Consider the following 12,292-nt stretch of genomic DNA (forward strand, 5'->3'; position numbering starts at 1 on the left):
GACCTGATGGAAACTGTTCCCTACCGATCGATACCGGACATGCTGAGGCAGAGCGCCCTTCGCCTTGGCGAGCGCCCCGCGCTCCGTTTCAGAAAGCTCGGCAACTGGGTCACCCTGAGCTATGCCCAGTTCTACCAGCGGGCCCTCATGGTGGCCCGCGGCCTGAGAAAGCTCGGCATAGCACCGGGCCAACCGGTGGCCATCCTCTCGGAGAACCGCGCGGGATGGGTCATCGCGGACATGGGGATCCTGGCGGCGGGCGGGATCACCGTCCCGATCTACGCCACCAACACCCCCGAGCAGGTCGCCTACGTCCTCGGCCACTGCGGCGCCACCCTGGTCTTCATCTCCGGCCGGGAACAGTACCGCAAGCTTCTATCGACACGCGACGAGATTCCCGCGGTCCGCATGGTAGTCTCCTTCGAGCGCTTCCTGGGCGAGCCGGAACTTCCCCTGACCACCTTCTACCAGCTCTCCGAGATCGACGACCCGATCCTCCCCGAGGAACAGGGGGCCCTGGAGCGGGTAATCGATACCCTCGAGCCCGAGGACCTGATGACCATCATCTACACCTCGGGCACCACCGGCATCCCCAAGGGGGTCATGCTCTCCCATCGCAACGTCCTCTTCGACGTCTCCTCCACCATCGTGAAGGCCGGGGTCCTGGACGACCGCGAAACCTTCCTGAGTTTTCTCCCCCTGACCCACGTCCTGGAGCGGAGCGTCGGCTACTACCTCTGCCTGATGCTCGGGGGGCTCATGGTCTTCGCCGACAGCGTTGAGAAGATCGCCGAGAACATGATCGAGGTCGAGCCGACCATCATGGTCTGCGTCCCGCGCCTCTTCGAGAAGATTCATTCGCGCATCTTCGAGTACGTCCACCAGCTTCCCCTTTTCAAGCGGCGGCTGTTCCGGACCGCGCTGGCCATCGGCAGCCGGTACATCGACGCCAAGTACCAGCAGCAAACCGTTCCCCTCCTCCTCAGACTCGAATATTCCCTGGCCGACCGGATCATCTTCACCAAGCTGCGCCGGCGCTTCGGGGGGAGGCTCAAGCTCTGCTGCTGCGGCGGCGCCCCGCTCGATCCCCACATCAACGAGTTCTTCTGGATCATCGGCGTCCCCATCCTGGAAGGGTACGGGCTCACCGAGACCAGCCCGGTCATCGCCAACAACAACTTCCAAGAGCTCCGCTTCGGCTCGGTGGGGACCCCGCTGCGGCAGACCGAGGTGGCGCTCGCCGAGGACGGCGAGCTCATGGTCAAGGGGCCGCAGGTGATGATCGGCTACTACAAGGACCGGGAGGGGACCCGGGAAGTGCTGAAGGACGGCTGGTTCAAGACCGGCGACATCGCCCGGCTGGAGGACGGCTTCATCTTCATCACCGACCGCAAGAAGGAGCTGATCATCACGGCGGGAGGGAAGAACATCGCACCGCAGCCGATCGAGAACCTCCTCAAACGGGACAAGTACATCTCCCAGGCCGTCATCGTCGGCGACCGCAGGCCGTACCTGACGGCCCTGTTGGTCCCCACCATCGAGCGCCTTTTGGAGTTCGCGCGCGAGAAGGGGATCCCCTACAACGACCTCGACGACCTGGTGGTCCACGAGCCGGTCCAGGAGATCTACCGGGAGCGGGTGGCCGAGATCAACAGCCAGCTCGCCCACTACGAAACCATCAAGAAGTTCGACCTGCTCCCCCACGATTTCACCCTGGCCGCCGACGAGCTGACCCCGACCCTGAAGCTCAAGCGGAAGGTGATCGCCGAGCACTACCGCGAGCGGATCGAGCGGATGTACGCGGGTGAGAGCTGATTCAGGGAACACTCCGTGGTGCTCCCGGCAGCGGGGCACCATCGGCAAACATGAACGAGTTGGGGGAGTTATGAGAACGATTGAAAGGGGAGCCGTGCTGGGTGCCGGGGTAATGGGTTCCGCCATCGCCGCCCACCTGGCCAATGCCGGGATCAGCGTGCTCCTTCTGGACGTGGCAGGGGAGGGGAGCAGCCCGGAGGAGCGGAGCGCCGTGGCCTTGAAGGCACTCGATGCCTTAACCAGGGCGAAGCCCGCCCCCCTCTACCTCGCCGGCTACCGCGACCTCATCGAGGGAGGGAATTTCGAGGACGACGCGGCAAGGCTTCGTGAGTGCGACTGGGTCATCGAGGCGGTGGTCGAGGATCCGGAGATCAAGAAGCGCATCTTCATTGACCGGGTGGTCCCGAACCTCAAGGAGGGCGCCATCCTCTCCACCAACACGAGCGGGCTGTCGGTCAACGAGCTGGCCCAGTCGCTCCCCGAGGAGCTCCGCCGCCGTTTCCTGGTCACCCACTTCTTCAACCCTCCGCGCTACATGCGGCTCATGGAGATGGTCCCCTGCCGCGAAACCGATCCGGAGCTCTACTCCTTCATGGCGGAATTCATCCGGGTCCGGGTCGGCAAGGGGATCGTCCACGCCAAGGACACCCCCAACTTCATCGCCAACCGGATCGGCACCTACGCGGGGGCGGTCACCTTCCAGCACCTCATGGAGGCCGGGCTCACCGTGGAGGAAGGGGACCTGGCGACCGGCCAGGCGATGGGGCGCCCCCGGACCGGGACCTTCGCCCTCTGGGATCTGGTAGGGATCGATACCGTGGTGCGGGTGTTGGAAAACAGCCGGCGGCTTCTCACCGGGGACGACGAGGCCGCGGTCTTCGAGGTCCCCGAAAGTGTGCGGAAGATGGTGGCCGCCGGCCAGATCGGCAACAAGGGTGGGAAGGGATTCTACCGCAAGGAGAAAGGGGAGGGGGGAACCGCCCGTTTCTTCTGGGACTTTGCGACCGAAAGCTATCTTCCGGCCGCCTCTCCCAAACCTCCGACGGTGGCCGCCGCCAAGCAGCAGGACGACCCCGCCGTGAGGGTGAGGACGCTCATCGACGGTGAGGACCCGGTCGCCCGTTTCGCCTGGGTCACCCTGCGCGACACCCTCATCTATGCGGTGAAGAGGCTTCCCGAGATCGCCGACGACGTGGTCAACGTCGACAACGCCATGAAGTGGGGATACAACTGGGAGCTCGGCCCCTTCGAGACCCTCGACGCCCTCGGGGTCGCCTCCTTCGTGGCCCGGTCGGAGCGGGACGGGGTCGCCATCCCCGAGCTTCTCAGGAAGGTCGATACCTTCTACCGGGTGGAAAACGGCCGCCGCCTCTACTACAGTTTCCGTGACGAAGGGTACCGGGAAGTCCCCGCCCCGCCCGACCGCTACTCGCTCGCCCTCCTCAAGAGTGCCGGGAAGGTGGTGGAGAAAAACGGCGCCGCCTCCCTCATCGACCTGGATGACGGCGTATTCTGCCTCGAGTTCCACTCCAAGATGAACACCATGGGGCCGGAGACCCTCTCCATGATCCAGAAGGGGGTGCGAAGGACTGAACGCGACGGGATCGGCATGGTCATCGCCAACGAGGGACCGATCTTCTCGGCCGGGGCCAACCTCATGCTGGTGGCGATGGCGATCGCCGAGGGAGCCTTCGACGAGATCGAGCTGACGGTCCGCTCCTTCCAGAAGGCGATGATGGCCATCAAGTACGCCCGGGTCCCGGTGGTGGCCGCCCCCCACAACCTCGCCATGGGAGGAAGCTGCGAGACCTGCCTCCATTCCGATGCCATCGTGGCCCATGCGGAGACCTACATGGGGCTCGTGGAGATCGGAGTGGGGCTCCTGCCGGCGGGCGGGGGGACCAAGGAGATGGCGATCCGCGCCATCAGGCTTGCCGAGGAGTACGACGCCGAGGTGATGCCGCTGTTACTCCGCAACTACCGGAACATCGCCATGGCCAAGGTGAGCATGTCGGGCGCCGAGCTCTTCACCATGGGGCTCATGCGGCGGGGCGATTCCATCACCATGGACCCGGACCGCCGGATCCACGACGCCAAGGAGAAGGTCGTCTCCCTGGCGGTGAACTACCGCCCCGGCCAGCCGGAGTCCTCGTTAAAAGCCCCCGGACGCGGCATCGCCGCCGCCATCAAGGCCCAGCTCTGGAACCTGGAGCAGGGGGAGTACATCTCCGCCTACGACCGCCATCTCGCCTCGGGGATCGCCGAGGTCATCACCGGCGGCGACCTCCCGGCGGGGACGCTCATCTCCGAGCAGTACCTCCTGGACCTCGAGCGGGAGAAATTTCTCCGCTTCTGCGGCGAAAAGAAGACGGCTGAGCGGATCCAGCACATGCTTAAGAAGGGGAAGCCCCTCAGGAACTAGCCCCATCGATGGGAGGAACCATGTCGAACGCGTACGTACTCGCCGCCTACCGCACCGCCGCCACCAAGGCGTACAAGGGGCATTTCAGGGACACCCGGCCCGACGACCTGGCCGCGGCCGCCATCAAGGGGCTCCTCGAGAGGACCGGTGTCGATCCGGCCCAGGTCGAAGACGTCATCCTCGGCTGCGCCTTCCCCGAAGCGGAGCAGGGGATGAACATGGCCAGGATCGCCTCCTTCAAGGCGGGGCTTCCCTACCAGGTCCCCGCCCAGACCGTGAACCGATTCTGCTCCTCCGGGCTCCAGACCATCGCCTCGGCCGCCGAACGGATCATGGCCGGCTTCGCCGACTGCATCGTGGCGGGAGGGGCGGAAAGCATGAGCATGATCCCCATGGGAGGGGAGAAATTCGCCCCCAACCCCGGCCTTATCGCCGGCTGGCCCGAGACCTACGCCGCCATGGGGGTCACCGCCGAGATCCTGGTCTCCCGCTACGGCATCGCCCGCGAGGAGCAGGACCGCTTTGCCCTGGAGAGTCACCGCAAGGCCGCCGACGCCATCGCCTCGGGCCGCTTCGACGAGGAGATCATCCCGGTGGAGGCCGAGCGGTGCGCCGTCGAGGGGGGGAAGCCCCGCTGCCGCAAGGAGCTCGTGACCGCCGACGACGGGGTCCGTAGCGACACCACCCTGGAGGCGCTCGCCAAGCTCAAGCCCGCCTTCAAGGCAAGCGGCACGGTGACCGCCGGCAACTCCTCCCAGATGACCGACGGCGCCGCCGCGGCCCTGGTGGTGTCCGAGGAGTTTCTTAAGAGGATCGGGAAGAAGCCGATGGCCCGCTTCCTGGGGTACAGCGTGAAGGGGGTCCCTCCCGAAGTGATGGGGATCGGCCCGATCGAGGCCATTCCGGCCCTCCTCGCGCGTAGCGGCGTGCAACAGGAGGAGGTGGGGCTGATCGAGCTCAACGAGGCCTTCGCCGTCCAATCGCTCATCTGCATCCGCGAGTTGGGGCTTGACCCGGCCAAGATCAACGTGAACGGCGGGGCCATCGCCCTCGGCCATCCGCTGGGCTGCACCGGGACCAAACTGACCGCCACCATCCTTCACGAGATGCGCCGCCGCGGCACCCGTTACGGAGTGGTCTCCATGTGTGTCGGCGGAGGGATGGGCGCCGCCGGCCTTTTCGAGCTGGTCAAGTAGACGCTTGAGAAGAACAACCTAGAACCTTTCATCGAGGTACGCCATGGCCAAGATCTTCAAGGGTGGAGAATTCCTGATCACCGAGACGTCCAGCGCCGATATCTTCACTCCGGAGGACTTCAGCGACGAGCAGCGCCAGATTGCCGCCACCACCGAGCAGTTCGTCAAGAACGAGGTGCAACCGGTTCGCGAGGAGATCGAGCACCAGCAGTTCGACCACGTGGTGAAGCTGATGAGGCGCTGCGGGGAGCTGGGGCTCCTGATGATGGACGCCCCGGAGGAGTACGGGGGGCTCGAACTGGACAAGGCGACCAGCATGCTGGCCGCGGAAAAGATCGCCTCGGCCGGCTCCTTCTCGGTCGTCTACGCGGCCCATACCGGCATCGGCACCCTCCCGCTCGTCTACTACGGGACGAAGGAGCAGAAACGGCGCTACCTGGAGAAGCTCATCTCGGGGGAATGGATCGCCGCCTACTGCCTGACCGAGCCCGACTCCGGCTCCGACGCCTTGGGGGCCAAGGCGAGCGCCACCCTTTCCGAGGACGGCCGCTACTACCTCCTCAACGGCACCAAGCAGTTCACCACCAACGGCGCCATCGCGGATCTCTACACCGTGTTCGCCAAGGTTGACCGGCAGCACTTCACCGCCTTCCTGGTGGAGCGGGGAACCGAGGGGTTGAGCGTCGGCCCGGAGGAAAAGAAGCTCGGGATCAAAGGCTCCTCCACCACCCAGGTGATCCTCGATAACGCGAAGGTGCCGGTGGAAAACGTGCTCGGCGAGATCGGCAAGGGGCACAAGATCGCCTTCAACGTCCTGAACGTCGGGAGGTTCAAGCTGGGGGCCGCGGTCACCGGGGCGGCCAAGGCGGCCCTGGAGGAAGGGCTCCGCTACGCGAACCTGAGAAAGCAGTTCGGGCACCCCATATCCTCCTTCGGCGCCATCCGGGAAAAGATCGCCGACCTTTCCGCAGCCATCTTCGCCTCCGAGGCCCTGGTCTACCGGCTGGCCGGTCTGCTGGACGACCGCCTGGCCACCATCCCGAAGGAAACTCCCAACTACTACGAGGTCTACCAGCGCGGGATCGAGGAGTACGCCCTCGAGTGCGCCATCGCCAAGGTCTTCTGCAGCGAGGTCCTGGCCGACGTGGTGGACGAGGTGGTGCAGATCCACGGCGGCTATGGCTTCGTCCAGGAGTACCCCGCCGAGCGCTTCTACCGCGACGAACGGATCAACCGGATCTTCGAGGGGACCAACGAGATCAACCGGATGCTTATCCCCGGTATCCTGCTGACCCGGGCCATGAAAGGGGAGATCCCGCTGCAGGGTGAGGTCGTCAAGGCCTTCGAGGCCCTGACGACGCCGAGTTTCGAGGAACTTGACGAAAGCGTCCCGCTGGCCGCCGAGAAGGCCCTGGTCTCCAGCCTTAAACAGACTTTCCTGGTAGTGGCAGGAACCGCCGTCCAGAAGTACCGCGACGCAATCCGGGAAGAACAGGAGATCCTTCTGGCTCTCGCCGACCAGGCCATCAACGTCTTCGCCTTGGAAAGTGCCGTGCTGCGTGCCGTCAAGATGCTCCCCAAGCTGAGCGAGGAGAGGAGACAGTCGGTCGAGGCGGCGGTCAAGACCATCGCCTTCGCCACCTCCGAGCGGACCGCCACCGCCGCACGCAAGGCGGCCTTTTACTGCGCCGAGGGTGATACCCTGACTCTCCTGCTGGCGGGAATCCGCAGGCTCACCAAGTACCGGGCCGCCGGGCTTCTCGAGGCCAAGCGGACCCTGGCTGCGGCGGCCACCGGCGCCGAGCGCTACCCCTTCTAGCACCCAGGCTGGGATCTGGTCTCTCATGTCAGGGGAGGACATGTCCGTCCGGCCGTCCACTCTCATCGCCAGGGTGGACGGCTGCCATCCAGCCTCCCGGCCTGGGCCGGGAAACATCACTCATGGGCCCTCTGCATTATACCCCCTAATTATTTTTGGGGATAACCTGCTTTAATTCTTGGTACTCTCACGATAATGTGGCAAAATCTTTTGGTACCAAGATTAGCACCTGCACATGTACATGTGGTGAGACCGCCAGGTCCCGTTAAGGAGGTAGCGACATGGGTGGCATATCCGGAGGAGACTGCGGGGAGATTTCCATGACTGATTCCAAGCTAGCATCCGCCCTGAGACAGGCGCAGGCCGAGATTGCCCAGCACGAAGCGGTCGAGGAGCAGCTGTACATCCTGGTGGACACCCTCGAAAAAGCCTTGGGCGACCGCCAAAACGAAATGGCGGCCTATAACCAGAAGCTCCGCCTGGAAAACCACACCCGGGTACAGGACCAGCGTGAGATACGCGCCCTCCGGGAGAATCTCGTTCGCAGGGAAGAGGCGTACGCCAACCTCTCCAAGGAGCTTGAGGCCTTAACCTATGGCATTTCCCACGACTTGAGGGCTCCCCTCCGGCACTTGGTCGGTTTCAGCGGGGCCCTGCTGGAAGACTACGCCGGAAATCTTGACGATACCGCCCGCGGCTACCTCGACTGCATGGTACGGGCAGGTGAGAAGATGGAAGGGTACATCGAGGCCTTGGTGAAACTCTCCCGGGTGACCAACCAGCGGGTAGCCATTAAGACGGTAGACCTCGGTAAACTGGTCCGCGACTACGCCGAGGTACTCATTCGCCAATCCCCCGACCGGCAGGCCATGCTCAACATCCAGGAAGGGATCTCGGTCAACGCCGATCAAGAGCTGATGACCAGCGCGATCAACAACCTGGTGGACAACGCGTGGAAGTTCACCTCGCACGAGGAGACCGCCACCATCGAATTCGGGTGCAAACGGCAGGGGGGCGAGACGGTGTATTACCTGAGGGACAACGGGGTAGGGTTTGACATGAGATACGCCGAGCGGCTCTTTGGCCCGTTTCAGAGGATGCACGGAGGCAGCGAGTGGCAGGGGGGCGGTGTCGGGCTGGCCTTGGCCCAGCGTGTTATCCATCGCCACGGAGGGAGAATCTGGGCCGAGGCCGAACCGGGCGATGGCGCCACCTTCTTCTTCACCCTCGCCGACCCCAATGTCCCCGAAGGGGCCACCTACTAAACATAAGGCAACTTTCCCGCCTAACCCCGTTGGTAACTTTCCAGCCTGAGTTTCATGGCCTTCCTGGTCACCTGCTCCGCCAGCAGGGGATCCCCCGCCTGGGCCGCCACGAGCAGTTCCTCATAGTACTTCCTCGCCAGGGAACGATGCTCCTGGGTCGAGAAGAACTCCCCCTTGATACGCTGGTAGAGGTCGGTGAAGCTGTTCATGATCAACGGATAGAGCTTGTTGCCGGACAAGACGGCCATGGTCAGGTGAAGCTGTGAATCGAATTTGACCAGGGAGCCGGGGGTGTTGCGGAGCTTGCCGGCACGGGTGAGGAGCTCGACCAGCTTGGAGGCCTCGTTTTCGACCGCCCGGCGGGCGTAATCGGGGGCGAACTGGACCCGGAGTTCCATGAGGTGCAGGGCCAATTCCTTCGGAAAGGCCTCGCTGTTACGGTTGATCGAGGAAAGGAGCTGCAGGTCTCCCTGCGACCAGAAGTCGTTCACGATGGTCGAGCGTCGCTGGTGGACCGAGATCCATCCCGACTCCTGCAACTTGAGCAGCGCCTCTCTCACCGTCGCCCGGCTGACGGCAAAGCGCGCTGCCAGGTCACGCTCGCTCTGGAGGGTGCCGCCAGGGCGAACCTCCCCGTTCAACAATCCAGCAACCAAAGCCCGTTCCACCATCTGGTACGTCTTCCTCATGCCCAACTCTCCCAGTACTCAAGCGAAATCCGACGGCTCCTCCGCTGTTTTAGAAAGAGCCGTTTCAACCGGTTGCCAATTACTATAGAACATAGTTTTGTATTTTGGTAGCGTTATTTTGTGATTACCGTGAAATTTCCAGTGGAGCTGGGGATTTTACCGTTTGATCCGGTGTGATGAAGGGAAGCTAAGGAAAACATTAAGATCTTTTCGCGGCCAGAAAACATAAGTTTGACGGGAGAAATTGAACAGAGTTCTACGCGTTTACGGGGCCAACGCTCGACGCTCGACGCTCGACCCTCGACGCTCGACACGAGCGCGAGCGAAAGGGAGCCATGGGAGCCGAGGGGCCATGGAGCGGGCTGGGTGAGGATGAGGAAGGAACGCGTAACGGAAGATCATCGCTGATCGGCAACGGGAAGTGGAGGGCGCGGCCTCGGGAGGGCCGCGCCGTTTTCAGTTTTCCGGAGAACGGGGAAGGGTGAAGTAGAAGGTGGCTCCCTCCTGGTCCAAGCCGTGCGCCCAGACGGTGCCGCCGTGACGGTCGATGATCCGTTTGACCGTGGCGAGACCGATCCCGGTCCCCTCGAACTCGGAGCCGTGAAGCCTCTGAAAAGGCTGGAATAACAGGTTTGCGAACGCCATGTCGAAACCGACGCCGTTATCCCTGACGTAGAAGGCGGACTTGCCACCGGTCACCGTCCGGCCGAACTCGATGCGTGCCTCTCCGCTGCCGGAATACTTCAAGGCATTGCCGATCAGGTTTTCCAGCACCAGCCTGACGAGGATGCTGTCGCCGAAGGCCCTCAGCCCCTTCTGGACCACGAACTCCGCCGACGTGTTCCCCTCGGCCTCGCTCAGCATGCTGGCGACCTCCTCGGCCATCTTGCTGATGTCGAAGCGGTTCTTCTTCATCTCGGTCCGGCCGACCCGGGTCAGAGTCAACAGGTCGTCGATCAGCTTCCCCATCCTCGAACTGGCGGTACTTATCCGCTCGAGGTACTGGCGGGGTTCCTCGCTCAGTTGATCGGCGTATTCCGCGAGGAGGATGGTGCTGTAACTGTTGATGTGACGAAGCGGTGCGCGCAGGTCATGGGAGACCGAGTAACTGAAGGATTCGATCTCCTTTTTGGCCGCCGCCAGCTGCGACGTCCGTTCGATGACCCGCCGGTCCAGCTCGTCGTTGAGGTCGCGGATAGCCTGCTCGGCGTCCTTTCGCTCGGTGATGTCCTGGATGGTACCGACCATCCGGCAGAGCTTGCCCGACTCGTCCGGTTTGAGCTCGCAGCACTCCGCCACCCATCGGTCAACGTGGTCGCTTTGCCGGGTGATCTTGTATTCCATCTGGAACTGCTTGGCGTTGACGATGGAAGCGAAGTAGGCCTCGATGAACTGCTGGCGGAAGTCGGGATGGACGATCTCGTAATGCCCGAGGAGGGTCATCGGGGTTTCCTCCCCGAGCCCGAGGATTTCACCCAGGGTGGCCGAACAGCTCCAACGGTCCTTGGCCAGATCGAGCACATAGCTCCCCAACTGGGCGATCCGCTGGGTCTCGCTCAACAGCCGGTCGCTATCGGCGAGGACCTGCTCGTAATGTCTTTGCTCGGTGACGTCCTGCAGCACGAGCACGGTGCCGCCCGGCTCCCCGTCGGCCCCGGCGAAGGGGGAGGCGTTGACGGAAAGAAGCACCCGCTCGCCGTCGGGACGTTTGATCGCAAAACAGGTGGTCGGCATCACGCTGCCGCCGGCCAGTACTTCACGCAAGGGGAGTTCCTCCTCGTGGGAGGACTTGCCGCCGCGGGTGACCAGATGGCAGACCGGAAGCCGGTAGCGGGAGAGATTCATCTCTTCGCGGGAGGTCCCGAGGATCTGTTCGGCGCAGGGATTGGCGAAGATGAGGTTTCCTTCCAGGTCGATGACCACGAGCCCAACCGGGATGTTGCCGGTGACCACCTCCAGGAGGGAATGCTCCACCTGGTTGAGCTGCTCGACCCGTTTTTGCTCCTCGATATCGACCAGGGTTCCCACCACCCGCACCAGGCGGCCATCGAGGTCGTGTTGGGCTTTGCCCTGGCAGAGGAACCACCCCCATTTCCGGGTGCCGGTTTTAAGCCGGAGTTCGACCCGGAACCCGCGGTCCCCGGCCAGACAGCTGGACCGGATGGTCAGGAGGGACTCCTGCTCCTCGGGATGGACCAGGTTTTTCAGCCTCTCGATGCTCGAGGGGAGAGCACCCTCTTCGTAGCCGAGGATTTCGTGACAGCGCGGGCTCACGTGGCATCTGCCGGCGACCAGGTCGATATCCCACAGTCCCGCGCGGGCCGCGTCCAGGGCCAGGCGATGCCGCTCCTCGCTCAGGGCGACCTCCTCACCGACCGCCACCCTGGCCGTGAGGTCGACGTTGCACCCGAGGTAGCCAGTGACCTCGCCGGCCGCGTTTCGGGTCTGGACGATGGATACGTGCACGATCATCGTCCCGCCGTCAGCGGCACGATAGGTCAATTCCGAAGACCACTCGAGGCCGGCATCCATTGTGGTCACCCAGGCGGCAACCAGGTACGGACGATCATCGGACACCAGAAGAGGGGCACCTTCCGTCTCCGGGGCGCCGGGAACCCGGTAATCGGTGCCCTCATCGTTCACGTGGCTGAGGTACCCCCCGCCAGGGTCGCACCTGAAAAGGCCGACGTGGAGCGTGCCGAAGATGTTGTTGAAGACAGCGTACTGATCCCCCGGGTGGGCGGTTTCCTCCCACGGGAAATCGGCGGGTAGGATAAGTGAAAACGGGTCAGCTTTTCCGCAGCCTTTGTTTTCCAGTTGATACCTCGCTGTCATAAATGGCCTCGCTGAGTCACTAACTTCGTTTTTCACCAACATGGAAGGGGAACCTGCAGTGAAAGGTAGGTGGCATTGTGGCCCTGGTAGTTAGGGCCACTCTCAGTAGGGCCTCGGCAGTTCGCGCTGTGACTACGGTATATAAAATTTACTATCAAGAATAATTTTTTGCAATTAAATTTATCAAATTTTTTTCCTGTCTGCACACGTTTTTATTGCCTCCATCGCGGATTTGTTTAATCTTTAATCAG

7 protein-coding genes are annotated in these 12,292 nt (G+C 63.1%); 5 read left to right on the forward strand and 2 right to left on the reverse strand.

From position 1 onward, the window contains the following. Nucleotides 1-6 precede the first annotated feature (6 nt). The 5 genes from ACYVL5_RS10630 (at nt 7) to ACYVL5_RS10650 (ending at nt 8,517) form a co-directional block, all read left to right on the forward strand. A complete protein-coding gene (locus tag ACYVL5_RS10630) occupies nt 7-1,815 on the forward strand; it encodes an AMP-dependent synthetase/ligase (RefSeq protein ID WP_460595544.1) in 1,809 nt (602 codons plus the stop codon). 70 nt (nt 1,816-1,885) lie between these two features. Continuing rightward, on the forward strand, nt 1,886-4,237 hold the full coding sequence (locus tag ACYVL5_RS10635; protein WP_460595545.1) for a 3-hydroxyacyl-CoA dehydrogenase/enoyl-CoA hydratase family protein: 2,352 nt from the start codon (nt 1,886-1,888) through the stop codon (nt 4,235-4,237). A 20-nt stretch (nt 4,238-4,257) separates the two neighbouring features. Continuing rightward, nucleotides 4,258-5,433, forward strand: coding sequence for a thiolase family protein (locus ACYVL5_RS10640; protein WP_460595546.1), 1,176 nt, complete (start codon nt 4,258-4,260; stop codon nt 5,431-5,433). A 43-nt stretch (nt 5,434-5,476) separates the two neighbouring features. Then, on the forward strand, nt 5,477-7,252 hold the full coding sequence (locus ACYVL5_RS10645) for an acyl-CoA dehydrogenase family protein (protein WP_460595547.1): 1,776 nt from the start codon (nt 5,477-5,479) through the stop codon (nt 7,250-7,252). 320 nt (nt 7,253-7,572) lie between these two features. Beyond that, entirely contained in the window at nt 7,573-8,517 is a 945-nt protein-coding gene (locus ACYVL5_RS10650) for a sensor histidine kinase (protein ID WP_460595548.1), read from the forward strand. Between the two features lie 20 nt (nt 8,518-8,537). Here ACYVL5_RS10650 and ACYVL5_RS10655 read toward each other — a convergent pair whose 3' ends face one another. Then, nucleotides 8,538-9,206 (reverse strand): fatty acid metabolism regulator, encoded by a 669-nt coding sequence (locus ACYVL5_RS10655; protein WP_460595549.1) that lies wholly within the window; start codon nt 9,204-9,206, stop codon nt 8,538-8,540. A gap of 456 nt (nt 9,207-9,662) precedes the next feature. After that, the gene (locus ACYVL5_RS10660) at nt 9,663-12,041 is read right to left on the reverse strand and encodes a PAS domain-containing sensor histidine kinase (protein WP_460595550.1); all 2,379 of its coding nucleotides are present in this window, start codon (nt 12,039-12,041) and stop codon (nt 9,663-9,665) included. Nucleotides 12,042-12,292: the final 251 nt, after the last annotated feature.

This window comes from Geomonas sp. Red276 (assembly GCF_054784495.1).

Excerpts from the sequence above, each read along its gene's own strand:
- ACYVL5_RS10660 (WP_460595550.1), bottom strand. The coding sequence starts at position 12,041 with ATGACAGCGAGGTATCAACTGGAAAACAAAGGCTGCGGAAAAGCTGAC.
- ACYVL5_RS10635 (WP_460595545.1), top strand. The coding sequence starts at position 1,886 with ATGAGAACGATTGAAAGGGGAGCCGTGCTGGGTGCCGGGGTAATGGGT.
- ACYVL5_RS10640 (WP_460595546.1), top strand. The coding sequence starts at position 4,258 with ATGTCGAACGCGTACGTACTCGCCGCCTACCGCACCGCCGCCACCAAG.
- ACYVL5_RS10645 (WP_460595547.1), top strand. The coding sequence starts at position 5,477 with ATGGCCAAGATCTTCAAGGGTGGAGAATTCCTGATCACCGAGACGTCC.
- ACYVL5_RS10630 (WP_460595544.1), top strand. The coding sequence starts at position 7 with ATGGAAACTGTTCCCTACCGATCGATACCGGACATGCTGAGGCAGAGC.
- ACYVL5_RS10650 (WP_460595548.1), top strand. The coding sequence starts at position 7,573 with ATGACTGATTCCAAGCTAGCATCCGCCCTGAGACAGGCGCAGGCCGAG.
- ACYVL5_RS10655 (WP_460595549.1), bottom strand. The coding sequence starts at position 9,206 with ATGAGGAAGACGTACCAGATGGTGGAACGGGCTTTGGTTGCTGGATTG.